The organism is Kitasatospora sp. NPDC057692 (assembly GCF_042799475.1).
Lineage (GTDB): Bacteria > Actinomycetota > Actinomycetes > Streptomycetales > Streptomycetaceae > Kitasatospora.
Map to the genome: position 1 here is coordinate 1 of NZ_JBHVIV010000037.1, position 25,233 is coordinate 25,233.

A 25,233-nucleotide genomic window follows, 5' to 3' on the forward strand; every position below is an offset into this window, starting at 1 on the left:
CCCGGCCCTCCGGCGTTCCGCCGCGCCCCGCTCAGTCCTGACCGGTGCGCAGCACCGTCTCGCGGATGAACAGCACGGTGAAGAAGGCCAGCAGCGCGAACGGCGCCGCGACCAGGAAGACCACGCCGACACCGTGCCCGAAGGCGTCGGTGACCAGCGGCACCAACGGCGCGGGCAGCCGGTGCAGGTCCGGGATGCCGCCGCCGAGCGAGCCGCCGCCCGCCGGGACGTGCGCGGCGGCCAGGTTCTCGGCGAGGTAGTGGCCGACCCGGTTGTTCATCAGCGCGCCGAGCGCCGAGACGCCCATCGCGCCGCCCATGGTGCGGAAGAAGGTGACCACCGAGCTGGCCGCGCCGAGCTCCGCGCGCGGCACGGTGTTCTGGACGGCGAGCACGAGGTTCTGCATGGTCAGGCCGAGGCCGACGCCGGTGACCGCCATGTAGACGGAGAGCAGGCCGTAGTTCGTGTCGGCCCGGGCGGTGCCGAGCAGGCCGAAGCCGACGGCCAGCAGCAGCGTGCCGCTGACCAGGTAGGCCTTCCACTTGCCGTACTTGGTGATCATCTTTCCGGCGACGGTGGAGGAGACGGCCAGGCCGAGGATCATCGGCAGGGTCATCAGGCCGGCCACGGTCGGGGACTTCTCCCGGGCGAGCTGGAAGTACTGGCTGAGGAAGGTGGTCGCGCCGTACATCCCGATGCCGACCAGGACGCTGGCCAGCGCGGCGAGGGTGACCGTCCGGTGCTTGAACAGGTGCGGCGGGATGATCGGCTCGGCCGCGCGGCGCTCGACGACGACGGCGATCGCGCCGAGCAGCAGGCCGCCGCCGACCATGGCCGCGGTCTGCCAGGAGAGCCAGGCGTAGTTCTTGCCGGCCAGGGTGATCCAGATCATCAGCAGGCTGACCGCGCCGGTGATCACCAGCGCGCCCAGGTAGTCGATCTTCACCGTGCGCTTGACCACGGGCAGCTTCAGGGTGCGCTGCAGCACCAGGATCGCGGCCAGCGCGAACGGGATGCCGACGTAGAAGCACCAGCGCCAGCCGAGCCAGGAGGTGTCCACGATGACACCGCCGATCAGCGGGCCGCCGATGGTGGCCAGCGCGAAGACGGCGCCGAAGTAGCCGCTGTACCGGCCGCGCTCGCGCGGCGGGACCATCGCGGCCAGGCAGATCTGGGCGAGGGCGGTGACACCGCCGGCGCCGATGCCCTGGAGGGCGCGGCAGGCGATCAGCTCGCCGGTGTTCTGGGAGAGGCCGGCCAGCGCCGAGGACGCGATGTAGATCACCAGGGCGATCTGCAGCAGCAGCTTCTTGCTGGCGAGGTCGGAGAGCTTGCCCCAGATCGGGGTGGAGGCGGTCAGGGTGAGCAGGGTCGCGGTGATCACCCAGGTGTAGGCGGACTGGCCGCCGTGCAGGTCGGTGAGGATCCGCGGCAGCGCGTTGGAGACGACGGTCGACGAGAGCACGGCGACGAAGAGGCCGAGGAGCAGGCCGGAGAGCGCCTCCATCACCTGCTTGTGCGTCATCGGTTGGTCGGTCGTGTCGGCGGCTCCGGTCGCGGCAGGCGTGGCGGTGACGGTCATCGAGGTCCTTCGAATAGTTGCCTGTAGCAACCATAGGGCCGATGGTTGACTTAGGCAACATTCGTCAAGAACAAGTAAAGCCCGGACCGGAACCGGCCCGGGCCCCGCACGCGCATCGCTCAGACGGCGGGTACCGCCGCCTCGCCGACCACGTCGTTGAAACGGTGCAGCAGCTCGGCGAAGCGGACCACGTCCTCCTCCGGCCAGTCCTCCATCAGCTCCCGCACCCGGCCCATCCGGGCGGTCCGGGCGGCCAGGAACCGCCGCCGGCCGTCCTCGGTGAGCGAGACCCGCGCGGAGCGGCGGTCCTGCGGGTCGGCCTCCCGGGCCAGCAGGCCCAGCTCCTCCAGCGCCCGGATCTGCCGGCTGACCGTCGCCTTGCCGACCGCGAAGTGCACGCCGACGTCGGTCACCCGGACCGACCCGGTCTGCTCGATGTGGCTCAGCAGGCTGTACGCCATGCCCTCCAGCTGCGGGTGGACCCGCCGGGACAGCTCGGACATCCGCGCCCGGCCGCGCCGGAACAGCACCCCCACCTCGCGCTCCACCGCCAGCAGCGGGTCCTCGTCCAGATCCTCGGCGCGATCCTCGTTCGGCGTACTCACCGCGCCAGTATCCCGCAGCACACCCGGGCCGCCCCCGGCGCGGGAGAAACCTCCACGAAACTAGTTCATGCTATTAAGTACCCGGTTTCCCCCGATACGCAAGGAGATGTGCATGACCGCCCCAGGGCAGCAGGGACCAGAGCCCGTCGCGGCGCCGGAGCACGCCGCCGAACCGGCACCGAGGAAGGGCTTCGCGGCCGAGCTGAAGGGCGCGGTCACCCCGCGCGCGGCGCTGCTGGTGATCGGCGTGCTGCTCCTCCAGCTGGGCTTCGTCACCTCGTACGTGGGCGCGCTGCACCAGCCGAAGCCGCACGAGCTGTCGATCGCGGTGGTCGCCCCGCCGCAGGTCGCCCCGAAGCTCGTCCAGGGCCTGGAGTCGGTCCCGGACGAGGCCGTGAAGGCCGTGACCGCGCCGGACGCGGAGAGCGCCACCCAGCAGATCAAGGACCAGAAGATCTACGCCGCGCTGGTGGTGAACCCGGCGTCCACCGAGGACGTGCTGATGGTCGCCAACGCGCGCGGGCCGTCCGCCGCCCGGGCCGCCGAGACCATCGTCACCGGCCTGGAGAAGACCCAGGGCCGCACCGTCGTGGTCCAGGACGTCGTGCCGCTCGCCAAGGGCGACGCCAACGGGCTCTCCTCCTTCTACCTGGTGATCGGCTGGTGCGTCGGCGGCTACCTGGTCGCCTCGATCCTCGGCGTCAGCGCCGGCGCCAAGCCCGCCAACGCCAACCGGGCGCTGATCCGGCTCGGCACCCTGGCTCTGTACTCGGTCGCGGCCGGCATCGGCGGCGCGATCATCGTCCAGACCGCCCTGGACGCGCTGCCCGGCCCGTTCTGGGCGCTGTCCGCCGTCGGCGCGCTGGTGGTCTTCGCGGTCGGCGCGTTCACCATGGCCCTGCAGTGCCTGTTCGACATCATCGGCATCGGCATCGCGGTGCTGATCTTCGTGGTGCTCGGCAACCCGAGCGCGGGCGGTGTCTTCCCGCCGCCGATGATGCCGCCGTTCTGGCGCGCGATCGGCGCCTGGTTCCCGAACGGCGCGGGCACCGACGCGACCCGCTCGATCGCCTACTTCGACAGCACCAACCTGACCCAGCCACTGCTGGTCCTGCTGGCCTGGGCGCTGGTCGGCGTCGGCATCACCTTCGCCGCCGTCCTCGGCCGGCCCTCGCACCTGAGCCGCGAGCTGGTCAAGGACTGACCGGAGGCGGTCACGGCTCCTCCAGCCGGCCCGGGTCGGCGAGCAGCGACCGGACCACGCCGACCGCGGCCCCCAGCAGGGGGCCGCGGCGGCCCAGCCGGGAGACCGTCAGCCGCTCGTCCGACCAGGGCCGGACGGTCACCCGGGCGGCCAGCTCGGCCCGCATCGCGGGCAGCAGCCAGGGCGCCAGCCCGGCGTAGCCGCCGCCCAGCACCACCTCGGCCGGGTCCAGCAGGTTGACCGCCCCGGCCGCCGCGATGCCCAGCGCGGCCCCGGCGCCCGCGAGCGCCGCCCGCACCTCCTCGTCCCCGGCCCCGGCCCGCTCGGCGAGCAGCGCCACCCAGTCGCCCCGGACGCCCTCCAGCCCGGCCGCGCGCAGCACCGCCGACTCCCCCGCGTACTGCTCCAGGCAGCCGTGCGCCCCGCACGCGCAGCGCGGCCCCTCCGGATGCACCGGGACGTGGCCCAGTTCGCCCGCGTAGCCGCTCGCCCCGCGCAGCAGCCGACCGTCGACGACGATCGCCGAGCCGATCCCGGCCTCGGCGGAGACGTGCAGGAAGTGCTCCGCCCCGCCGCCCAGCCAGAGCTCGGCGAGCCCGCCGAGATTGGCCTCGTTGTCGGCCCGCACCGGGAGCTCGGCCAGGTCGCCCGCACTGGCGGCGCGCAGCGCGAGCCGCAGCTCGGCGGCGACCCCGACGTCCCGCCAGCCCAGGTTGGCGGCCCGCTGGAGCAGCGCGCCGTCGGCGCCGACCAGTCCGGGCACGGCCAGCGCCAGTCCGGCCGGGCGCAGTCCGGCGTCGGCGGCGGCCCGGCGCAGCAGTTCGGCGAGGTCGGCCATCACGGCGGCGGGCAGTCGGCCCCGGTTGCGGATCTCCTGGCGGCGCCAGGCGCGGACCTCGCCGCGCAGGTCGACCACGCAGGCGCCGAGGTGCTCGACCCCGATCTCGGCGCCGAGGCCGGCCGGACCGTCCCGGTTGAGCCCGAGCGCGGTGCCGGGCCGGCCGACCTTGCCGCTGGGGGCGGCCGGGCCCTCCTCGACCACCAGTCCGGCCGCGATCAGCTCCTCGGCGAGCGAGGAGACGGCGGCCCTGGTCAGCCCGGTCCCGGCGGCCACCTCGGCGCGCGAGCGCGGGGTGCGGGAGATGGCCCGGAGCACCAGGGCCAGATTGCTCCGGCGCATCCCCTGCTGGCTCGCCGGCCCGCCCGCCCCCGGACCCCGGGGCTCACGCATCGCGCTCCCCCGCCCCGGCCTCCGCCGACCGCACCCGCGCGCCCAGCGACGGACCCGGCTGCGGGCCGGCGGCGGCGCCCCTCGCGCCGGGCTGCTCCGTCCGGGTGAAGACCCAGCGCTGCATGGCCCAGAAGCGGAACAGCATCGCCACGAAGGTGCCCAGCACCATCCCGCTCAGGAAGTCGGCGAGTTCCTGGGTGACCGGGCTGACCCACGGCTCGCGCAGGTCGAGCAGGTAGCGCGAGGCGATCAGCGGCAGCACGTTGACGGCGATGGCGGCGGCGCTCACCAGCAGGAACAGCAGCGGCTCGCGCCGCCGCCAGGAGGAGCGGAAGCTCCACCGCCGGTTGAGCAGGTAGGAGACGGCGGTGCCGACCACCGTCGCCGCGGTGAGCGCCACCACCGGCTTGCGCTCCAGCACGGTGAGCCGCAGCGCGTAGTTGATCACCAGCGTCAGGGCGAAGCAGCCGCTGCCGACCAGCAGGAACTTCACCAGCCGCCGGTGCCGGACCAGGAGGGGGCGCACCCCCTGCGGCACCCGGGCCAGGACGCGCTGGGTCAAGGACGGCACCTTCGCAGTCTGGCACGCACCCCGCGGCCCGTCCCGTCCGGCGGTCCACCGGACGGGACGGGCCGCGGGCCGCCGCCGTCAGGCCGCCGCCACCAGCACGCCGGCCGGCTCCAGGGCCAGCTCCAGCACCTCCCGGACGTCCGCGACCGGGTGGACGGCCAGCCGCTCCAGCACCTCGGCGGGGACGTCGTCCAGGTCGGCCTCGTTCCGCTTGGGGATGATCACCGTGGTGATCCCGGCCCGGTCGGCGGCGAGCAGCTTCTGCTTCACCCCGCCGATCGGCAGCACCCGCCCGGTCAGCGACACCTCCCCGGTCATCGCCACGTCGGTGCGCACCTTGCGCCCGGAGAGCAGCGAGGCCAGCGCCGTGGTCATGGTGACGCCGGCGCTCGGCCCGTCCTTGGGGACGGCCCCGGCCGGGACGTGCAGGTGCACGCCGCGGTCGCGCAGCGAGGTGACCGGCAGCTCCAGCTCGGCGCCGCGCGAGCGCAGGTAGGAGAGCGCGATGTGTGCGGACTCCTTCATGACGTCGCCCAGCTGGCCGGTCAGGGTCAGCCCGGTGCCCCCGGTCTCGGCGTCGGCGAGCGAGGCCTCGATGTAGAGGACGTCGCCGCCGGCCCCGGTGACCGCCAGGCCGGTGGCCACGCCGGGCACCGCGGTGCGCCGCTCGGCGGGTTCCTGGGCCGCCTCCGGGACGTGGTGCGGCCGGCCGATCAGGGCGCGCAGGTCCTCGGCGCCGATCGCGGCGGGCAGCTCGCGCTCGCCCAGCTCGTTCTGCGCGGCGACCTTGCGCAGCACCCGGGCGATCGCCCGTTCGAGGTTCCGGACGCCGGCCTCGCGGGTGTACTCGCCGGCCAGCCTGCGCAGCGCCGGCTCGTCGACCGCGACCTCCTCGTCCTTGAGCCCGGCCTTCTCCAGCTGGCGCGGGAGCAGGTGGTCGCGGGCGATGACGACCTTCTCGTCCTCGGTGTAGCCGTCCAGGCGCACCAGCTCCATCCGGTCGAGCAGCGGCTCGGGGATGGCCTCCAGCACATTGGCGGTGGCGAGGAAGACCACGTCGGAGAGGTCCAGCTCGACCTCCAGGTAGTGGTCGCGGAAGGTGTGGTTCTGCGCCGGGTCGAGCACCTCCAGCAGGGCGGCGGCCGGGTCGCCCCGGTAGTCGGAGCCGACCTTGTCGATCTCGTCCAGCAGGACGACCGGGTTCATCGAGCCGGCCTCCTTGAGGGCGCGGACCAGCCGGCCGGGCAGCGCGCCGACGTAGGTGCGCCGGTGGCCGCGGATCTCCGCCTCGTCCCGGACGCCGCCGAGCGCGACCCGGACGAAGGAGCGGCCCATGGCGCGGGCCACCGACTCGCCGAGCGAGGTCTTGCCGACGCCGGGCGGGCCGACCAGGGCCAGCACCGCGCCGCCGCGGCGGCCGCCCACCAGCCCGAGCCCCTGGTCGGCCCGGCGCTTGCGGACCGCCAGGTACTCGACGATGCGCTCCTTCACGTCGGCCAGGCCGGCGTGGTCGGCGTCCAGCACCGCGCGGGCGCCCGCGATGTCGTAGGAGTCCTCGGTGCGCTCGTTCCAGGGCAGCTCCAGGACGGTGTCCAGCCAGGTGCGGATCCACGAGCCCTCGGGCGACTGGTCGCTGGAGCGCTCCAGCTTGTCGACCTCCTTGAGCGCGGCCTCGCGGACCTTCTCGGGCAGGTCGGCGGCCTCGACCCGGGCTCGGTAGTCGCCCTCCTCGTCGGCCGGGTCGCCGTTCAGCTCGGCGAGCTCCTTGCGGACGGCCTCCAGCTGGCGGCGGAGCAGGAACTCCTTCTGCTGCTTGGCCACGCCCTCCTCGACGTCCTTGCGGATGGTGTCGTTGACCTCCTCCTCGGCGAGGTGGTCGCGGAGCAGGCCGAACGCGTACTCCAGTCGCGCGACCTGGTCGGCCTCCAGCAGCACCTTGAGCTTCTGCTCGGCGGTGACGAAGGAGGCGTAGCCGATGTTGTCGGCGAGCTCGCCGACGCCCTCGATGGCGGCCACCCGGTCGACGATCTGCCAGGCCCCGCGCTTGCGCAGCCACTGGGTGGACAGGCTCTTGTACTCCCGGACCAGCTCGGCGGCGCGGCCCGCCACCGGGGTGCCGACCGAGGACTCCCGGAACGGCGTGGTCTCCACCCAGAGCGCGGCACCGGGGCCGGTGGTGCCGACGCCGATGCGCACCCTGCGCACCGCGCGGACCAGCGCGGCCGGCTGCCCGATCGCGTTGGGGCCGTCGGCCAGCCGGCCGACCTGCTCGACGGTGGCGAGGGTGCCGACCGCCGCGTACGAGCCGTCCACCCGCGGGACCAGCAGGACCTGGGGCTTCCCGGTGCTGCCAGTGGCGGCGGCGCGCGCGGCCTCGACGGCGGCGCGGACCTCGGTGTCCTTCAGGTCCAGCGGAACGACCATGCCCGGCAGGACGACCTCGTCGTCGAGCGGCAGCACGGGCAGGGTGAGCGGAGTGGACGTCGATGCCATGATCTCTCCCCGGTCAGCGAACTTGAGTCGACCTGACTAAGGATTTGCGGGCGCCGGATGTTCCCGGGCTTCCGTTCGCCGTGAGCGAACGGTGAAGAAGTCCTGGGGAGCCTGTCAAAACCGGGGCCGAACCGGGCTCAGAGCCGGTCCAGCACCGCGGCCCGGCGCGGCGCGGACGCCCGCGCGGACGCGGACCGGGGGCGCGCGACGGATACCCCGAGCCGGGTGCGGCACGACCCGCGCCCGTCCCGGCGGCGCAGCCACCGCCACAGCGCCACCCCGGCGAGCAGCGCCGCCGGATGGCCGACCCCGGTGACGAGGTCCCGGTCCTCGGCGATCTGCCCGGCGATCAGCGCCGCGGCCAGCCCGAGCGCGACCACCCGCCCGGCCGGCCGCAGCAGCCCGGCCAGCGCGCCGAGGCTGGCCAGCACGCCGTAGCTGACGCCGATGTCCAGGTAGTCCATCGCGGCCGGCTCCAGCCGCCCGCTCTCCACCCCGGCGATCACCACGCCCTGGGACAGCAGGGTGGCGCCGATGTGCCCGGCGGCGAAGACGGCCGCCGCCCGGGCGGGGCCGACCCGGCGCTCCAGCGGGGCGACGGTGAGGGCGAAGGCCCACAGGTAGGGCACCCAGTCCGGGCCGGCCACCCAGAAGCCGCTGAGCAGCAGGGCGCGCAGCGGGTGCTGCAGCAGGTTGCGCCCGTCCGAGCTGGAGGCCTCCTGGAGCCGGAGCACGAGGTCCGGGTCGGCCAGCCCGGCGAAGGTGGTGGTGGCGCCGACCACGGCGAGGTAGCCGAGCGCGAAGGGGTTGCGCCGCGGGGTCGGCACCCGGGCGAGCAGCCAGTCGACCGCCCCGGCGCGCAGACCGTGCCGGAGCAGCCCGTACGGCGGCCCGCCGCGCCCGGCGCGCGCCTGTCGCTCCGTCATGCCGCCTCCGCTCCAACGCCCGCGGCCGTCGCCTCCGGCGTGTCCAACGTACCGGTGCGTACCGGAAATCCCACCCCCCGTGATTTGTCGTGGCCACGGTACGGCCGGCTCCTGGGAGCCGGCTGGGAGAACGCTGGGCGCGGGGGGATCGGAGGGTGGCCGAATTGGTCCAGACCTTCTCCGCCTATATGTGCGCCCATCCCTGCTGACCGGCGGCTTGGCGCGAACCGATGTGCATACGTACCGTTACGGAGTGAAAAAACGCCGGGTAAGGTATCGGCCCGTGCCCACTTCCGAGTGGGCCCGACAGTCGGCCCGGCAAGCCGGTCCGCGGGCCGGAAATGCCCGGTCCACCTGCCGGGAATCACCCGCTGTCCGTACGCTGCGAGGTGTGCGGGAGAGGTGAGCGGCGCACACCCGCTCGCCCGACACCGCGCACGCGACGGGACGGCGGACCCGGCACAGTCCACGACGGAACAAGACTACGAGCGGAGCCTTCGCCATCCCCACAGATGGCCGGCCCGCAGCCCTGGGGGCGGTGGCGTGACCGTGACAGAAATTCAGCAGGACAACCAGAACGCCGGCGGCACGGTGAGCAGTCAGCGCAGAGTGCTGGTGGTCGAGGACGAGCCCACGATCGCCGAGTCCATCGCGGCCCGGCTGGGCGCGGAGGGCTTCAAGGTCGCCGTGGCCCACGACGGCCCGGGCGCCGTCGACGGCTTCCACACCTGGCAGCCGGACCTCGTCGTCCTCGACATCATGCTGCCCGGCTTCGACGGCCTGGAGGTGTGCCGCCGGATCCAGGCCCAGCGCCCGGTACCGGTCCTGATGCTCACCGCGCGGGACGACGAGACGGACCTGCTGGTCGGCCTCGGCGTCGGCGCCGACGACTACATGACCAAGCCCTTCTCCATGCGCGAACTGGCCGCCCGGGTCAACGTGCTGCTGCGCCGCGTCGAGCGCGCCCAGCAGGCCGCCCGCACGCCCGCGCTGGGCAGCCTGCGCTTCGGCGAGCTGGAGATCGACCACGTGCAGCGCCGGGTCCGGCTGGCCTCGGGCGACGTCCACCTGACGCCGACCGAGTTCGACCTGCTCGCCTGCCTGGCCGCCCAGCCGCGCGCCGTGCTCACCCGCGAGCAGCTGCTGGCCGAGGTCTGGGACTGGACCGACGCGTCCGGCACCCGCACCGTCGACAGCCACGTCAAGGCACTGCGCCGGAAGATCGGCGCCAGCTGGATCCGCACCGTGCACGGCGTCGGATACGCGCTGGAGGCCCCGCTCTCGTAGCGGCGCACCTTCGGACACCGGGCCGCCGGGGGGCCCGTGTCCCGGACCGCCGTGCGCACCCACGCGGGGGATCACAGGGGACCAATGACCTTTCCACAGCAACGCAACGGGGACCTCGACGGCAGTCGGCCGCCCACGCTGGCCGCCCGCGCCGCGAAACGGGTCTGGGCCGACATCCGGCCGCTCGACCCGGTCCGCTCGATCAAGGGCAAACTCGCCCTCCTGGTGATCGTGTCCGTCTTCCTGGCCACCGGCATGGTGGTCGTGGCGATCCGGTCCGAGACCCAGATCCGGATCATCATGATCTTCTCGATGATCGCCTCGCTGCTCTTCATGCAGTTCCTCGCGCACGGGCTGACCGCCCCGCTGCGCGACATGACCGCCGCCGCCCGCGCGATGGCCTCCGGCGACTACAGCCGCCGGGTCGAGGTGAACTCGCGCGACGAGATCGGCGAGCTGGCCGCCACCTTCAACCAGATGGCGGCCGACCTGGGAGCGGCCGACCGGCACCGCCGCGAGCTGGTCGCCAACGTCTCGCACGAGCTGCGCACGCCGATCGCCGCGCTGCACGCCGTGCTGGAGAACGTGGTCGACGGCGTCGTCCAGCCGAACCCGGCGACCCTGGGTGCCGCGCTGGAGCAGACCGAGCGGCTCGGCCGGCTGGTCACCCACCTGCTGGACCTCTCCAAGATCGACGACGGCGTGGTCGACCTGGACGCCCGCCCCTTCGAGGTGCGCGAGTTCCTGGACGGCGTGCTGCGCGGGGTCACCGTGGACGGCGCGACGGCGGGCGGGGCGTTCTCCCGGCGCGGCGACGTCCGGCTCGCGCTGGAGGTGAGCCCGGCGGGCCTGACCGGCGTCGCCGACCCGGAGCGGCTCCACCAGGTGGTCGCCAACCTGGTCGACAACGCCTGCAAGCACTCCCCGCCCAACGGCACCGTGACCGTCCGCGCCCGGCCCGGCGAAGGGCCCGGCGCACTGCTGCTGGAGGTCGAGGACGAGGGCCCCGGCATCCCCGCGGCGGACCGGACCCGGGTCTTCGAGCGGTTCGGCCGCAGCGGCACCGCGACCGCCTCCGGCCCGGGCTCCGACGGCGGGACCGGACTGGGCCTGGCCATCGCCCGCTGGGCGGTGGACCTGCACGGCGGGCGGATCGAGGTCGCCGAGGCCGCCCGCGGCTGCCGGATCGAGGTCCGGCTGCCCGGCCCGCGCTGAGCACCGCGCGGACCGGGCGTCCGGCCCGGCCGCAGTGCGGGCGGCGGGCCGGACGCCGGGGAAGAGGACAAATGTCACAGATCCGACACAGAGCCGGTCGCGGGGCGCATGCCCCACCTTGTCCGCTTTTACCTGCATTTGGGTGGCGGTCGGAACCGGTCGGTTCCCCTCCGATGCGCGTTTCTAACGCACATTTTCAGCCAAACCGCAGGTCAGGACTGTGATCTGGGCGACGCCTGCCCCCCGGGGACTGCGCGATCACTGGTCGGAGGCGTAGCCTTAATCCCCGCTGTCCAAACATCCCAAAAGGAAGCGGAAGAGGGCGGTTGCCGCCGTGTCGCCACAGTCCCCTGAACACCCCAACAGCTCGGCAAGCTCCACTGGCTTCGGCCCCAATGAGTGGCTCGTCGACGAGATCTACCAGCAGTACCTCCAGGACCCGAACTCGGTCGACCGAGCCTGGTGGGACTTTTTCGCCGACTACAAGCCCGGTACCGAGGTGACCCCAGTGACCCAGGCCGCGACCCCGGTCGGCGCTACGCCGACCCCCGCCGCCGCCCCCGCGCCAGCTGCCGCTCCGGCCGCCCAGGCCCCCGCCGCTCCGGCCCCCGCGCCGGTGCAGCCGGCCCCGGCCGCCCCGGTGACGCCCGCCCCGGCCCCCGCGCCGCTCGCCGCCGCTCCCGCCGCCCCGCCGGCCCCCAAGGCCGCCGCCCCGGCGCCCGCGCCCGCCGCCGTGCCCGCCGGCCCCGAGCTGGTGCAGCTGCGCGGCCCGGCGAAGGCCGTCGCGACCAACATGGACGCCTCGCTCGAGGTGCCGACCGCGACCTCGGTGCGCGCCGTTCCGGCCAAGCTGTTGATCGACAACCGCATCGTCATCAACAACCACCTGCAGCGCGCCCGCGGCGGCAAGGTCTCCTTCACCCACCTGATCGGCTACGCCCTGGTCCAGGCCGTCAAGGCCTCGCCGGGCATGAACCACAGCTACAAGGTGGAGGACGGCAAGTCCTACCTGGTCAAGCCCGAGCACGTGAACCTCGGCCTGGCCATCGACCTGGTCAAGCCGAACGGCGACCGCCAGCTCGTCGTCGCGGCCATCAAGAAGGCCGAGACCCTCGACTTCTTCGGCTTCTGGCAGGCCTACGAGGACATCGTCCGCCGGGCCCGCGCCAACAAGCTGACCATGGACGACTTCACCGGCGTCACGGTCTCGCTGACCAACCCCGGCGGCATCGGCACCGTGCACTCCGTGCCGCGCCTCATGCAGAACCAGGGCACCATCGTCGGCGTCGGCGCCATGGAGTACCCGGCCGAGTTCCAGGGCTCCGCCCCGGAGACCCTGGCCCGCCTCGGCGTCTCCAAGATCATGACGCTGACCTCGACCTACGACCACCGCGTCATCCAGGGCGCGGCGTCGGGCGAGTTCCTGCGCACGATCCACCAGCTGCTGCTCGGCCAGAACGGCTTCTACGACGAGATCTTCGAGTCGCTGCGGATCCCGTACGAGCCGGTCCGCTGGGCCACCGACGTCGCCACCACCCACGACGACGAGGTCAACAAGACCGCCCGCGTCATGGAGCTGATCCACTCCTACCGGGTCCGCGGCCACCTCATGGCCGACACCGACCCGCTGGAGTACAAGCAGCGCAAGCACCCCGACCTGGACGTCGTCCAGCACGGCCTCACCCTGTGGGACCTGGAGCGCGAGTTCGCGGTCGGCGGCTTCGGCGGCCAGCGGATGATGAAGCTCCGCGACATCCTCGGCCTGCTGCGCAACACCTACTGCCGCACCGTCGGCATCGAGTACATGCACATCCAGGACCCGAAGCAGCGCAAGTGGCTGCAGGAGCGCCTGGAGAAGCCGTACACCAAGCCGGAGCGCGAGGAGCAGCTGCGCATCCTGCGCCGGCTGAACTCCGCCGAGGCCTTCGAGACTTTCCTGCAGACGAAGTACGTCGGCCAGAAGCGCTTCTCGCTGGAGGGCGGCGAGTCGCTCATCCCGCTGCTCGACGCCACCATCGACGCCGCCGCCGAGCACCGCCTCGACGAGGCCGTCATCGGCATGGCCCACCGCGGCCGCCTGAACGTGCTGGCCAACATCGTCGGCAAGCCGTACGGCAAGATCTTCGGCGAGTTCGAGGGCAACCTCGACCCGAAGTCGATGCACGGCTCCGGCGACGTGAAGTACCACCTGGGCTCCGAGGGCACCTTCACCGGCCTGGACGGCGAGACCATCAAGGTCTCGCTGGCCGCCAACCCCTCCCACCTGGAGGCCGTGGACCCGGTCGTCGAGGGCATCGCCCGCGCCAAGCAGGACATCCTGGACCAGGGCGGCACCACCTTCCCGGTGCTGCCGATCCAGATCCACGGCGACGCGGCCTTCGCCGGCCAGGGCGTCGTCGCGGAGACCCTGAACATGTCGCAGCTGCGCGGCTACCGCACCGGCGGCACCGTGCACATCGTGGTGAACAACCAGGTCGGCTTCACCGCCGCCCCGGCGTCCAGCCGCTCCTCGATGTACTGCACCGACGTGGCCCGCATGATCGAGGCCCCGATCTTCCACGTGAACGGCGACGACCCGGAGGCCGTGGTCCGCGTCGCGCGGCTCGCCTTCGAGTTCCGCCAGGAGTTCCACAAGGACGTGGTGATCGACCTCATCTGCTACCGCCGCCGCGGTCACAACGAGGCCGACAACCCGTCGTTCACCCAGCCGCTGATGTACGACCTGATCGACAAGAAGCGCTCGGTGCGCAAGCTGTACACCGAGGGCCTGATCGGTCGCGGCGACATCACCATGGAAGAGGCGGAGCAGGCGCTCCAGGACTTCCAGGGCCAGCTGGAGAAGGTCTTCGCCGAGGTCCGCGACGCGGCCCAGGCCCCGGCCGCCGCCACCAGCGGCAAGCCGGTCGCCGACTTCCCGGTCACCATCCGGACCGGCATCTCCCAGGAGATGGTCAAGCGGATCGCCGCCTCCCAGGTCAACCTGCCGGACTGGCTGACCGTCCACCCGCGCCTGCTGCCGCAGCTGCAGCGCCGCGCCGGCTCGGTCGAGGACAACACCATCGACTGGGCGATGGGCGAGACCCTCGCCATCGGCTCGCTGCTCATGGAGGGCCACCCGGTCCGCCTGGCCGGTCAGGACAGCCGCCGCGGCACCTTCGGCCAGCGGCACGCCGTCCTGATCGACCGGGCCACCGGCGAGGACTACACCCCGCTGCAGTACCTCACCGAGGACCAGGCCCGCTACACCGTGTACGACAGCCTGCTGTCCGAGTACGCGGCGATGGGCTTCGAGTACGGCTACTCGCTGACCCGCCCGAACGCGCTGGTCATGTGGGAGGCGCAGTTCGGCGACTTCGTCAACGGCGCGCAGACCATGGTGGACGAGTACATCGCCTCCGCCGAGCAGAAGTGGGGCCAGCACTCGGGCGTCACCCTGCTGCTGCCGCACGGCTACGAGGGCCAGGGCCCGGACCACTCGTCCGCCCGCCCGGAGCGCTTCCTCCAGCTGTGCGCGCAGAACAACATGACGGTCGCCATGCCGACCCTGCCGTCGAACTACTTCCACCTGCTCCGCTGGCAGGCGCACAACCCGCACCACAAGCCGCTGGTCGTCTTCACCCCGAAGTCGATGCTGCGTCTCAAGGCCGCGGCGAGCGCCACCGAGGAGTTCCTGTCCGGCTCCTTCCGCCCGGTCATCGGTGACACCACCGTCGACCCGGCGCAGGTCCGCAAGGTGGTCATCACCGCCGGCAAGTTCTACTACGACGTCGAGGCGGCCCGCACCGAGCGCGGCGTCACCGACACGGCGATCGTCCGGGTCGAGCGGCTCTACCCGCTGCCGGTGGCCGAGCTCCAGGAGGAGCTGGCCCGCTACGGCGACGACGTCCAGTTCATCTGGGCGCAGGAGGAGCCGGCCAACCAGGGCGCCTGGCCGTTCATCGCGATGAACCTGGTCGACCACCTGCAGGTCGTCGTCGGCCGCAGCGCCAACGGCGCCCGGCTGCGCCGCGTCGCCCGCACGGCCTCCTCCGCCCCGGCGGTCGGCTCGGCCAAGCGGCACGGCGCCGAGCAGCAGCAGCTGCTGGAGGAGATCTTCACGATCTGACCCCCGGTCGGCCGCGTGATCCACGGCACCACGGCCCCCCGTTCCCCCGACCCCGGGGGAACGGGGGGCCGCCGCCGTTCCCGGGCCGGTGCGGTCCGGTGCGGTGTGCGCCGGATGTGTGCGAAGGTCCCAGCTCTGCAACCAAACGCGCACCCACCTGCGCGCCCTCCTGACGGGTCGATAGGTTAGGGCCCGCCGGACCGCCGCCCGGGCGCCCCTCGCGCGCCCGCCGTCGGCGGTCGGTGGACCTCACCGCTCTCCCAGGGGGATCAACCGCATGACCGCCGACACGCCGCCCTCCGCACCGCTGCCACCGGTCTTCCAGCCGCTGCTACCGGACGACCCGCGGGAGGTCGGCGGCTACCGGCTGTTCGCCCGGCTCGGGGCCGGCGGCATGGGCCGGGTCTACCTCTCGTACACGCCCGGCGGCCGGCCGGTGGCGCTCAAGGTGGTCCGCCCGGAGTTCGCCGAGGACGGCGAGTTCCGCCGCCGGTTCGCCCAGGAGGTGTCCAACGCCCAGCGGATCCACGGCCTCTACACCGCCCAGGTGATCGACTCCGGCGGCCTGGACGGCGACGCCCCGTGGCTGGTCACCGCGTACGTCCCCGGCCCCTCCTTGCAGCAGGTGGTGCGGGAGAACGGCGCGCTGCCGGTCCGCACCGTGCTGCTGCTGGTGGGCGGCATCGCCGAGGCGCTCCAGGCGATCCACAGCGTCGAGGTGGTCCACCGCGACCTCAAGCCGGCCAACGTGCTGGTGGCCGGCGACGGCCCGCGGGTGATCGACTTCGGCATCGCCCGGGCCGCCGACGCCACCGCGCTCACCGGTACCGGCTACCGGATCGGCTCGCCCGCCTTCATGTCGCCCGAGCAGGCCCAGGGCCGCCCGGTCACCCCGGCCACCGACGTGTTCGCGCTCGGCGCGCTGGCCGCGTACGTGGCCGGCGGCGCCGCTCCGTTCGGCGACGGCCCGGACACCGCCGTGCTCTACCGGGTGGTGCACGAGCAGCCCGACCTGGACGCCGTCCCGGCCGGACTGCGCGAGCTGGTCCTGCGCTGCCTCGCGAAGTCCCCCGAAGACCGGCCCCGGCCGGCCGAGATCATCGACATCGCCCGCGACCACCCGGCCGTCGGCGGACAGCTGCGGTTCTCCGACGACTGGCTGCCCAAGCAGGTCAACACCGAGATCACCCGCCGCTCGGACCTCCCGAAGACCCCGCCCACCCCGCTGCCGGCCGCGCCCGCCGCCCCGCCCGCGCCCCCGGCCGGTCCGCCGACCGGCGCGCACACCGCCGCGGTGCCGCCGCCGGCCGCGGCACCGGTCCACCAGCCCGCCGCGCCGTCCTTCGGTCCGCCGCCGCCCGGCTTCGGCCCGGCCCGCCCGGACACCCCGCCGCCCGGCTTCGTCCCGCCGCCGCTGGGCGCGTACGGCGCCGCGCAGACGCCCGACGAGGCGCCGACCGGCCCGCTGCTCGGCACCCCGCCCACCGTCCAGCTGCGCTCGGAGCCGCCGTCCTACGACACCCCGCCGCCCGGGCCGGTGGTCACCGACACCCCGGCCCCCGCCCCGGAGCCGGCCCGCAGGGGCGGCGTCTCCTGGAAGGTGCTGCTGACCGTCGCCCTGGTGATGGCGCTCGGCGGCACGGTGGGCGGGGTGGCGCTGTCCAAGATGGGCAAGGACGACGACACGCAGAGCTCCGCCCAGAGCGCCCCGTCGGCCACCCAGCCCGCCGCCGCGCCGCCGGCCACCACCCCCGCGGCGGCCGCCACCACGCCGTCCGCCGCGGCCGGCTCCCCGACCTCGGCCCCGGTGGTCGCATCGCCGAGCAAGTCGGCCACGGCCGGCGGGGTCACCGCGCCGGCCCGGCCGGTCGGCTACCAGCCGGTGATCGACAAGAAGGCGCTGGCGATCCCGGGCGCCGAGTACTCCAGCGAGGCGTACCGGATCGACCTCACGGCCGGCACCGTGGTGCCGCGCGGCGGCGACCTGAAGTGGGGGCTCGGCCTCAGCCGGGAGTCCACCTCCAGCGGCAGCCGGGCCGACTCCTTCGAGAGCGCGGGCGACAACAAGTCCGACTTCGCGGTGATCACCGACGCCGCCGTCACCCCGGAGCAGTGCGTCGCCGCGATCGACTCCCGGCCGGACACCGACCTGACGTTCAACCGGGTCACCCCGGGCCGGCTGCTGTGCATCCGCGACCGGACCACCCGCAACATCGCCATCGCCGCCGTGGAGGTCGCCGACCCCACCACCGGCGCCGCCAAGGTCACCCTGTCCACCTGGCGGGCGAGCTGACCGGGTCTATCCTGACCAGGTCGAATCCCCATCGGACCGGAGCGAACCGTGTACTTCACCGACCGCGGCATCGAGGAACTGGAGAGCCGGCGCGGCGACGAGGAGGTCACCTTCGAGTGGCTCGCCGAGCGCCTGCGCGAGTTCGTCGACCTCAACCCGGACTTCGAGGTCCCGGTCGAGCGGCTGGCCACCTGGCTGGCGCGGCTCGACGACGAGGACGACGAGTGACCGGCTGACCCGGTGAACGGCCGCCGTGAGGGCCCGGAGGCACCCGCCTCCGGGCCCTCGCGCGCGCTCCGGGCGCGCTCCCCCGTAGGGGCGGACCTCCGGGTCCGCTCCGGGTCGGCCTCGGGGTAGGGATCCCTTGACTTCGCCGTCACGCGATATATCGTCTTTGAGGAGAGAACGCGATACATCGCGAGTCCGAAACGGGAGGCGGCAGAGATGAGCCAGTGGACGGTCGAAGGACCCGACAGGATCACCATCGAGGAGACGGTCCGGACCCTGCAGGTGCGCACCGTCGACGGCGCGGTCAACGTGGTCGCCGCCGAGGGCCCGGCCCGCCTGGAGGTCACCGAGCTCAAGGGCGAGCCGCTGCACGTCACCCTGGTCGACGGCGTCCTCACCGTCACCTACAAGGACCTCAGCAGCTGGAACGACTTCGGCGACGTCCTCAAGTCGGTGGACTCGGTGAAGGGCTTCCTCTCCTCCTTCAAGCGCAAGCGGACCGCCGAGGTCACCCTGACCGTGCCGGCCGGCACCGAGGTCAAGGTCGGCGCCGTCTCCGCCACGACGACGGTCTCCGGGATCACCGGGCACGTCTCGGCCCAGACCGCCAACGCCGACATCACCCTGGTCGGCCTGACCGGCCGGACCGACGCCAGGACCGTCACCGGCGACGTGGACGCCCAGTCGGTGGCCGGCCAGCTGCGGCTCAACACCGTCTCCGGGCGGCTCACCGTGGTCGCCGCCACCGCCGAGAAGGTGTCCGCCAACGCCGTCACCGGCGCGGTCACCCTGGACCTCGCGGCCGCCGCCCCGACCGAGATCAAGGTCAACACGGTCAGCGGCGCGGTCGGTGTCCGGCTCCCCTCGCTGGCCGACACCCGGGTCGAGGCCGGCACCACCAGCGGCGACCTCTCCTCCAGCTTCGAGCAGCTCAAGGTCGGCGGCAGCTGGGGCACCAAGCGCCTCTCCGGCCAGCTCGGCGACGGCAAGGGCAGCCTCTCGGTCACCACCGTCTCCGGCGCGGTCACCGTGCTGCACCGGCCCGACGCCGAGGACGACGCCCAGGCGGCCGTCCGGGAGCTGCCCGCCGGGGACGGCCCGTCCACCGGCCCCGACCTCACCAAGGAGGCCTGACATGACCCCCGTCTTCGGCCACGGCCGGCTCCGGCTCTACCTGCTCAAGCTGCTCGACGAGGCCCCGCGCCACGGCTACGAGGTCATCCGCCTGCTGGAGGAGCGCTTCCAGGGCCTGTACGCGCCGTCCGCCGGCACCGTCTACCCCCGGCTGGCCAAGCTGGAGCAGGAGGGGCTGGTCGCGCACAGCACCGAGGGCGGCCGCAAGGTCTACCGGCTCACCGACGCGGGCCGCGCCGAGCTCGCCGCCCGGCAGGGCGAGCTCGACGAGCTGGAGCTGGAGATCCACGACTCGGTGACCCAGCTCGCCGGGGCGATCCGCGAGGACGTCCGGGACAGCGCCCAGGACCTGCGCGAGCAGCTCTGGGGCGCGGCCGAGCAGGCCCGGCGCAACGCCCCGCAGCCGGAGGACGGGGGCGGGGACGGGGACGGGGGGACCGGCAGCCCGTGGGCCGGGCCGTGGGGCGACCAGGCCGCCTGGCAGCGCGCCAAGGAGGAGTTCGCCCAGTTCAAGCGGCAGGCCAAGGAGCAGGCCAAGCGGGCCAAGGAGCAGGAGAAGGCGGCCAAGGCCAAGGCCAAGGCGGCCGAGGAGGAGGCCCGCCGGCTGCGCGAGCAGTCCAGGGCGGCGCGGACCGCGGCCCAGCAGGAGGCGCTGCGGATCAAGCGCCGGGTCGAGCAGCAGGTGCGCGACCACGCGGCCCGCGGCGACTGGTCGACCGGGCTGGCCGAGGGGCTCTCCGAGCTGACCAAGGGCCTGGCCGGGCTGGCCGACGCGGCCCGCTGGGGCCACCCGGCCGACGAGCCGGCCGGGCCCGCCGCCGGTGCGCCGGCCGCCGAGCGGGTCACCGTCACCCGGATCGACCTGGACAAGGACGAGCCGGCCGGCGGGGCCGCCGCCGACCTGCCGCCGTGGGCCGCCACCGACCCGGCCGGCGACCCGGCCCGGGAGCTGGAGCGGCTGCTGGACCGGTTCCGCGACCAGGTCCGCGACGCGGCCCGGGACGGCGGAGTGACGCCCGAGCACCTCGCCGCGGCCCGCGCCGTGCTGGGCGCGGCCGGGGAGCGGCTGAAGCGCCTGCTCGGCTGAGCCGGACCACGGACGCCCGGTACCCCGCGCGGGGTACCGGGCGCCGCCGTCCCCGGGGGCTCGTCAGGGGGTGAGGACCAGCTTGCCGAAGACCTCGCCCGCGGCCAGCCGGGCGAGCGCGTCCGGCGCCGCGGCCAGCGGCAGCACCGAGTCGATCACCGGCCGGACGCCGGTGGTGGCGCAGAACGAGAGCAGCCCGGCCAGCTCGTCCTTGGTGCCCATGGTCGAGCCGACCACCTTCAGCTCCAGGAAGAAGATCCGGTTCAGCTCGGCCGCCGGCGGGTTGGGGCCGGAGGTGGCGCCGGAGATGACGACGGTGCCGCCCGGGCGGAGCGACTTCACCGAGTGCGACCAGGTGGCCGCGCCGACCGTCTCCATCACCGCGTCCACCCGCTCGGGCAGCCGCGCCCCGCTCGGGAAGGCCGCGTCGGCACCCAGCTCCACCGCCCGGGCGCGCTTGGCCTCGTCCCGGCCGGTCACCCAGACCCGCAGGCCCGCCGCCTTGGCGAGGACCACCAGCGCGGTGGACACCCCGCCGCCGGCGCCCTGCACCAGCACGGTGTCACCGGGCTTCACCCCGGCGTTGGTGAACAGCATCCGATAGGCCGTCAGCCACGCGGTGGGCAGGCAGGCGGCCTCCTCGAAGGAGAGCCCGGCGGGCTTGGGCAGCAGGTTCCAGGTGGGGACGGCCACCTGCTGGGCGAAGGTGCCCTGGTAGCGCTCGGTCAGGATCGAGCGCGGCTCGTCCGGGCCGACCCCGTGCCCGCTCTGGCCGATCACGGAGTGCAGGACCACCTCGTTGCCGTGCTCGTCGACGCCGGCCGCGTCGCAGCCGAGGATCATCGGCAGCCTCCCCGCGGGCAGGCCGACCCCGCGCAGCGACCAGAGGTCGTGGTGGTTCAGACTCGCGGCCCGGACGGTGACCACGCTCCACCCGGGGCGGGCCTCCGGCTCGGGGCGCTCGCCCAGCTCCAGCCCGCTCAGCGGGTCGTCGGCGTCGATTCGTGCGGCGTAGGCAGCAAACATGCCCCGGACGATAGCCAGAAGGGCCCCGGGCCCGGAACAACGCGAAGCTGTGACGCGTGTCCCGGGGCTGTGCCCCCCTGGGCCGAAGGGCGGCCCAGGGGGGGGCTACGGTCCTCCGAAGGGCTACCGGCGCGCGACGCCCTCGGCGCGGGCGGCCTCGGCGACGGCCTTGCTGACGGCCGGCGCGACCCGCTCGTCGAACGGCGAGGGGATGACCTTCTGCGGCGTCAGCTCGTCGGCCACCACGCCGGCCAGCGCCTTGGCGGCGGCCAGCTTCATGCCCTCGGTGATCCGGGTGGCCCGGACCTGCAGCGCGCCCGCGAAGATGCCCGGGAAGGCCAGCACGTTGTTGATCTGGTTCGGGAAGTCGCTGCGCCCGGTGGCCACCACGGCCGCGTACTTGTGCGCGACCTCGGGGTGGATCTCCGGGTTCGGGTTGGCCATGGCGAAGACGAACGCGCCCTCGGCCATGGTCGCGACGACCTCCTCCGGCACGGTCCCGCCGGAGACGCCGATGAAGACGTCGGCGCCGGCCAGCGCGTCGGCCAGGCTGCCCTCGATGCCGGTGCGGTTGGTCAGCCCGGCGATCTCCGCCTTGACGTCGGTGAGGTCCCCGCGGCCCTCGTGCACCACGCCCTTGCGGTCGCAGACGGCCACGTCGCCGATGCCCGCGGCGAGCAGCATCTTGGCGATGGCGATGCCGGCCGCGCCGGCGCCGGAGATGACGGCCCGCAGCGCGCCGATCTCCCGGCCGGTCACCTTGGCCGCGTTCCAGAGCGCGGCGGTGGTGACGATGGCGGTGCCGTGCTGGTCGTCGTGGAAGACCGGGATGTCCAGGGCCTCCTGGAGCCGGCGCTCGATCTCGAAGCAGCGCGGGGCGGAGATGTCCTCCAGGTTGACGCCGCCGAAGGAGGGGGCCAGCCGGACCACGGTCTCGACGATCTCGTCCACCTCGGTGCAGGCCAGCGCGATCGGCACCGCGTCCACGCCGCCGAACTGCTTGAACAGGATCGCCTTGCCCTCCATGACGGGCAGCGAGGCCTCCGGGCCGATGTCACCGAGGCCCAGCACGGCGGTGCCGTCGGTGACCACGGCCACCGTGTTGGCCTTCCAGGTGTAGTCGTTCACCAGCTCGGGCTGCTCGGCGATGGCCGTGCAGACGCGGGCGACACCGGGGGTGTAGGCGAGGGACAGGTCGTCCGCGTCGCGCACCGGGACGGTCGCCCGGACCTCCATCTTGCCGCCGCGGTGGAGCGCGAACACGGCGTCGACCGGGTCGTCGGTGTCCTGGGTAGTGCTGTGGATGATCTCCGCTGCCACGATGACCTCTTCGTCATTGATCGAGCGAGGACACCCGGCCGACGACGGAGCGGACGACCCGGCCGCCCACCGGCATCCGGTGACCGTTGGCCGGTAACCGGAACCCGGGAACGCCGAAGCGCCCCCGGGGGGAGGACTGGGTCGGGGCGCCGCCGTCGGACGAGCGCCCTCGGATGAGGGTTTATGGATTTGTCTGCGTCTGGTCCGCGCTGTGCTTCCGGGCCGAGCGTAGGTCGGACGAGGGCATCGCACCCATGCCTTTTCGTCCAAGTCACATGGTTGTCATACGCCTCACAGCCACCTGGTGGCACCAGGCGCCGTGAGAACCGGGCCCCGGCTACGGCAATGGCGAACGCGCACGCGCACTCGCAGGAGTGAACGCAGACACGGAGGGGAGGCCGGTGCCTCGGATACGGAGTCGTCGTCCTGGACTTCCGTTCCTGCGCACCCCGAGCCTGTTTGCGGCCCGGCGGTCTGGTTCGAGCGTCGGGGATCACCCGGTACCGAATTCTGACACACCCGGCCACGGGCCCGGCAGGTCGGGATGGGAGGATCCGTTCTTCCGCCATCTCGCGTACACCTCCGCGACGCCGCGGCGCCTCCCCCTCCCTCCCACAGGAGCAACCGATGCACCACCGTGCACAGTCCCGCCGTCCGGCCGTCGCAGCACTCGCCCTCACCACCGCCGGAGGGCTGTTGCTGAGCGGCTGCGGAAGCGGCGGCGGGACCGCGGCCCAGGACCCGGTCCAGGAGCTCCGGGCGCAGCTCCCGAAGGCCCAGCAGTCCGCCAAGGTGCTCCGCATCGGCATGGACGTCAACTACCCGCCGGTCGAGTTCCGGGGCGCCGACGGCAAGCCGGACGGCCTGGACCCGGACCTCGCCGCGGCGCTCGGCCGGATCCTGGACCTGCGGATCGAGTACGTCGACACACCCTTCGACAAGCTCCTACCGGATCTCCACAACAAGCAGTACGACGTGGTGATGTCCGCGCTCAGCGACATCCGCCAGCGCCGGGAGGGCGTGGACGAGACCGGCAAGGTGACCGGGCCGGCGGTGGACTTCGTCGACTACTTCATCGCCGGCACCTCGATGGTGGTCGCCAAGGGCAATCCGAAGGGCATCCGCACCCTGGACGACCTCTGCGGCAAGACCGTCGCGGTGCAGTCCGGCACCACCCAGGACGAGATCGTCGCCCGCCAGGTCACCGCCTGCACCCGGGCCGGCAAGCCGCTCACCGTGCACAAGTTCGACACCGACGCCAAGGCGCTGGCCGAGGTGGCCGCCGGCGGCGCGCAGGTGGGCCTGAACGACTTCCCGGTGGCCGCCCACGCGGCGAAGAACACCGACGGCGGAAACCGCTTCGAGGTGACCGGCTCGCAGTCGCGCTCCAACCCGTACGGGATCGCGCTGCGCAAGGAGGACGCCGCGCTGCGCGACGTGCTGGCGAAGGCGGTCGACCAGCTGATCCGCAGCGGCGAGTACGACAGGATCCTCGCCAAGTGGAACGTCACCGCGGGCGCGGCCCAGAACGCGGTGGTCAACGGGGGCATCTGAGCGGGGCCGGGCCGGACACCGGGCGGGGTCCGGCCCGTCGCGCGGCGGATGGCGGAACGCTCCGCATACCTATGCGCAGAGTGACAGGGACACGGTATTCGTCCGAATAGCGGACAGCACGACCCCTCGTTATCCGATTTTGATCTGAATCAGGGCCACCCGACCGTTCTCAGATGGCAGGATTCCCCCCATCTCGGATCGAGCCGGCCACTGGTCGAGGCGGCTCGGTCGACGCCCACCTCGGCGGACGGTGGCGGAGACGCAGTACCCGGATCCACCCCTGTACCCGGAACCACCCCTGCGCAGTTCTCCCAGCCCCACCCGTACAGCGCCGTACGGCTCTGCTGCCCCTGCACGCCGCTCCCCCGCGGCTCCCCGCCCGACCTCTCCCTCAGGAGGAGATCCCCCATGACCGTCCGTACCCAGCGCACCCGCCTCCTCGCCACCGCGGCGGTGCTCGCGTCCGCGTCGCTCGTGCTGACCGCCTGCGGCAGCAGCAAGTCCTCCTCCAACAGCGGTGCCGCCGGCGCCAATCCGAGCGCCAGCGTCGCGGCCGTGACCGCCGACCCGGCGCTGGCCACGCTGGTCCCGGCCGACGTCAAGAGCTCGGGCAAGCTCATCGTCGCCGCCGACGCCTCCTACGCGCCCAACGAGTTCAAGGACGACAAGGGCAACATCGTCGGCCTGGACGTCGACCTCGCCGACGCGATCGCCAAGAAGCTCGGCCTGACCGCCGACGTGCAGAACGCCGACTTCACCTCGATCATCCCGGGCATCACCGCGAAGAAGTACCAGCTCGGCATGAGCTCCTTCACCGACACCAAGGAGCGCGAGCAGACCGTCGACATGGTCACCTACTTCAGCGCCGGCAGCGCCGTCGCGGTGAAGAAGGGCAACCCGGACAAGATCGACCCCAAGGACCTCTGCGGCAAGAAGGTCGCCGTCCAGACCGGCACCACCCAGGCCCAGGAGATCACCGACGTCCGCAACCCGGACTGCGCCAAGGCCGGCAAGCCGACCATCCCCAACGACGGCGACAAGTTCACCCTGCAGACCGACGTGACCACCGCGCTGGTCTCCGGCCGCGACCAGGTGATGATGGCCGACTCCCCGGTCGTCGACTACGCGGTCAAGCAGACCAACGGCCAGCTGGAGAAGCTCGGCGAGACCTACGACAGCGCGCCCTACGGCGTCATCGTCGACAAGGGCTCGCCGCTCGCCCAGGCCGTCCAGGGCGCCGTCCAGTCGCTGATCGCCGACGGCACCTACAAGCAGATCCTGGCGAAGTGGGGCGTCGAGGCCGGCGCGATCGACAAGTCCGAGATCAACGCCGCCAAGAGCTGACCGCCGCTCCACCACACCCCCCTGAGGC

18 protein-coding genes are annotated in these 25,233 nt (G+C 73.3%); 10 read left to right on the plus strand and 8 right to left on the minus strand.

Annotation, left to right across the window (positions count from 1 at the left end):
- Positions 1 to 31 precede the first annotated feature (31 nt).
- Together ACFVFS_RS21395 and ACFVFS_RS21400 are read right to left on the minus strand one after the other, a co-directional pair.
- Complete coding sequence (locus ACFVFS_RS21395; protein ID WP_380626180.1) at positions 32 to 1,582, minus strand: MDR family MFS transporter; 1,551 nt, start codon at positions 1,580 to 1,582, stop codon at positions 32 to 34.
- A gap of 119 nt (positions 1,583 to 1,701) precedes the next feature.
- Positions 1,702 to 2,187 carry a MarR family winged helix-turn-helix transcriptional regulator gene (locus tag ACFVFS_RS21400; RefSeq protein WP_380626181.1) on the minus strand — a complete coding sequence of 162 codons (486 nt, stop codon included), beginning with the start codon at positions 2,185 to 2,187 and terminating at the stop codon, positions 1,702 to 1,704.
- Positions 2,188 to 2,299: 112 nt separating this feature from the next.
- On the opposite strand from ACFVFS_RS21400, the gene ACFVFS_RS21405 reads away from it, so the two are divergent.
- On the plus strand, positions 2,300 to 3,391 hold the full coding sequence (locus ACFVFS_RS21405) for a DUF3533 domain-containing protein (protein ID WP_380626182.1): 1,092 nt from the start codon (positions 2,300 to 2,302) through the stop codon (positions 3,389 to 3,391).
- A 10-nt stretch (positions 3,392 to 3,401) separates the two neighbouring features.
- Here the strand turns inward: ACFVFS_RS21405 and ACFVFS_RS21410 are convergent, their stop codons facing one another.
- The 4 genes from ACFVFS_RS21410 to ACFVFS_RS21425 all read right to left on the minus strand — a co-directional run bounded on the left by ACFVFS_RS21410 (position 3,402) and on the right by ACFVFS_RS21425 (position 8,612).
- A complete protein-coding gene (locus tag ACFVFS_RS21410) occupies positions 3,402 to 4,622 on the minus strand; it encodes an ROK family protein (protein ID WP_380626183.1) in 1,221 nt (406 codons plus the stop codon).
- Positions 4,615 to 5,193, minus strand: a complete 579-nt coding sequence (locus tag ACFVFS_RS21415; protein ID WP_380626184.1) for a GtrA family protein — start codon at positions 5,191 to 5,193, stop codon at positions 4,615 to 4,617. The genes ACFVFS_RS21410 and ACFVFS_RS21415 overlap by 8 nt, the downstream gene beginning before the upstream one ends.
- A 78-nt stretch (positions 5,194 to 5,271) precedes the next feature.
- The gene (lon, locus tag ACFVFS_RS21420; protein ID WP_380626185.1) at positions 5,272 to 7,686 is read right to left on the minus strand and encodes an endopeptidase La; all 2,415 of its coding nucleotides are present in this window, start codon (positions 7,684 to 7,686) and stop codon (positions 5,272 to 5,274) included.
- A 137-nt stretch (positions 7,687 to 7,823) separates the two neighbouring features.
- Positions 7,824 to 8,612 carry a rhomboid-like protein gene (locus tag ACFVFS_RS21425; RefSeq protein WP_380626186.1) on the minus strand — a complete coding sequence of 263 codons (789 nt, stop codon included), beginning with the start codon at positions 8,610 to 8,612 and terminating at the stop codon, positions 7,824 to 7,826.
- A gap of 549 nt (positions 8,613 to 9,161) precedes the next feature.
- Here ACFVFS_RS21425 and ACFVFS_RS21430 point away from each other — a divergent pair.
- From ACFVFS_RS21430 to ACFVFS_RS21460, 7 genes are all read left to right on the plus strand, one after another.
- Positions 9,162 to 9,899 (plus strand): response regulator transcription factor, encoded by a 738-nt coding sequence (locus tag ACFVFS_RS21430; protein ID WP_344337269.1) that lies wholly within the window; start codon positions 9,162 to 9,164, stop codon positions 9,897 to 9,899.
- Positions 9,900 to 9,983: 84 nt separating this feature from the next.
- Complete coding sequence (locus tag ACFVFS_RS21435; RefSeq protein WP_380626187.1) at positions 9,984 to 11,114, plus strand: sensor histidine kinase; 1,131 nt, start codon at positions 9,984 to 9,986, stop codon at positions 11,112 to 11,114.
- A gap of 334 nt (positions 11,115 to 11,448) precedes the next feature.
- A complete protein-coding gene (locus ACFVFS_RS21440) occupies positions 11,449 to 15,219 on the plus strand; it encodes a multifunctional oxoglutarate decarboxylase/oxoglutarate dehydrogenase thiamine pyrophosphate-binding subunit/dihydrolipoyllysine-residue succinyltransferase subunit (protein ID WP_380626188.1) in 3,771 nt (1,256 codons plus the stop codon).
- Between the two features lie 277 nt (positions 15,220 to 15,496).
- A complete protein-coding gene (locus ACFVFS_RS21445; RefSeq protein ID WP_380626189.1) occupies positions 15,497 to 17,512 on the plus strand; it encodes a serine/threonine-protein kinase in 2,016 nt (671 codons plus the stop codon).
- 48 nt (positions 17,513 to 17,560) lie between these two features.
- The gene (locus tag ACFVFS_RS21450; RefSeq protein ID WP_030309148.1) at positions 17,561 to 17,740 is read left to right on the plus strand and encodes a DUF6104 family protein; all 180 of its coding nucleotides are present in this window, start codon (positions 17,561 to 17,563) and stop codon (positions 17,738 to 17,740) included.
- A 216-nt stretch (positions 17,741 to 17,956) separates the two neighbouring features.
- Positions 17,957 to 18,874, plus strand: coding sequence for a DUF4097 domain-containing protein (locus ACFVFS_RS21455; protein WP_380626190.1), 918 nt, complete (start codon positions 17,957 to 17,959; stop codon positions 18,872 to 18,874).
- A 1-nt stretch (position 18,875) separates the two neighbouring features.
- Positions 18,876 to 19,961 (plus strand): PadR family transcriptional regulator, encoded by a 1,086-nt coding sequence (locus ACFVFS_RS21460; RefSeq protein WP_380626191.1) that lies wholly within the window; start codon positions 18,876 to 18,878, stop codon positions 19,959 to 19,961.
- A gap of 63 nt (positions 19,962 to 20,024) precedes the next feature.
- Here ACFVFS_RS21460 and ACFVFS_RS21465 read toward each other — a convergent pair whose 3' ends face one another.
- Positions 20,025 to 20,987, minus strand: coding sequence for a zinc-binding dehydrogenase (locus ACFVFS_RS21465; RefSeq protein WP_380626192.1), 963 nt, complete (start codon positions 20,985 to 20,987; stop codon positions 20,025 to 20,027).
- Between the two features lie 123 nt (positions 20,988 to 21,110).
- The gene (locus tag ACFVFS_RS21470) at positions 21,111 to 22,307 is read right to left on the minus strand and encodes an NADP-dependent malic enzyme (protein ID WP_380626193.1); all 1,197 of its coding nucleotides are present in this window, start codon (positions 22,305 to 22,307) and stop codon (positions 21,111 to 21,113) included.
- A gap of 627 nt (positions 22,308 to 22,934) precedes the next feature.
- On the opposite strand from ACFVFS_RS21470, the gene ACFVFS_RS21475 reads away from it, so the two are divergent.
- Positions 22,935 to 23,861, plus strand: a complete 927-nt coding sequence (locus tag ACFVFS_RS21475; RefSeq protein WP_380626194.1) for an ABC transporter substrate-binding protein — start codon at positions 22,935 to 22,937, stop codon at positions 23,859 to 23,861.
- A 408-nt stretch (positions 23,862 to 24,269) separates the two neighbouring features.
- Positions 24,270 to 25,205 carry an ABC transporter substrate-binding protein gene (locus ACFVFS_RS21480; RefSeq protein ID WP_380626195.1) on the plus strand — a complete coding sequence of 312 codons (936 nt, stop codon included), beginning with the start codon at positions 24,270 to 24,272 and terminating at the stop codon, positions 25,203 to 25,205.
- Positions 25,206 to 25,233: the final 28 nt, after the last annotated feature.

What these genes read in the sequence shown, in the direction of transcription:
- ACFVFS_RS21395 (WP_380626180.1), bottom strand. Translation starts at nt 1,582, where the DNA reads ATGACCGTCACCGCCACGCCTGCCGCGACCGGAGCCGCCGACACGACC.
- ACFVFS_RS21405 (WP_380626182.1), top strand. Translation starts at nt 2,300, where the DNA reads ATGACCGCCCCAGGGCAGCAGGGACCAGAGCCCGTCGCGGCGCCGGAG.
- ACFVFS_RS21410 (WP_380626183.1), bottom strand. Translation starts at nt 4,622, where the DNA reads ATGCGTGAGCCCCGGGGTCCGGGGGCGGGCGGGCCGGCGAGCCAGCAG.
- lon (WP_380626185.1), bottom strand. Translation starts at nt 7,686, where the DNA reads ATGGCATCGACGTCCACTCCGCTCACCCTGCCCGTGCTGCCGCTCGAC.
- ACFVFS_RS21425 (WP_380626186.1), bottom strand. Translation starts at nt 8,612, where the DNA reads ATGACGGAGCGACAGGCGCGCGCCGGGCGCGGCGGGCCGCCGTACGGG.
- ACFVFS_RS21435 (WP_380626187.1), top strand. Translation starts at nt 9,984, where the DNA reads ATGACCTTTCCACAGCAACGCAACGGGGACCTCGACGGCAGTCGGCCG.
- ACFVFS_RS21445 (WP_380626189.1), top strand. Translation starts at nt 15,497, where the DNA reads ATGACCGCCGACACGCCGCCCTCCGCACCGCTGCCACCGGTCTTCCAG.
- ACFVFS_RS21455 (WP_380626190.1), top strand. Translation starts at nt 17,957, where the DNA reads ATGAGCCAGTGGACGGTCGAAGGACCCGACAGGATCACCATCGAGGAG.
- ACFVFS_RS21460 (WP_380626191.1), top strand. Translation starts at nt 18,876, where the DNA reads ATGACCCCCGTCTTCGGCCACGGCCGGCTCCGGCTCTACCTGCTCAAG.
- ACFVFS_RS21465 (WP_380626192.1), bottom strand. Translation starts at nt 20,987, where the DNA reads ATGTTTGCTGCCTACGCCGCACGAATCGACGCCGACGACCCGCTGAGC.
- ACFVFS_RS21475 (WP_380626194.1), top strand. Translation starts at nt 22,935, where the DNA reads ATGCACCACCGTGCACAGTCCCGCCGTCCGGCCGTCGCAGCACTCGCC.
- ACFVFS_RS21480 (WP_380626195.1), top strand. Translation starts at nt 24,270, where the DNA reads ATGACCGTCCGTACCCAGCGCACCCGCCTCCTCGCCACCGCGGCGGTG.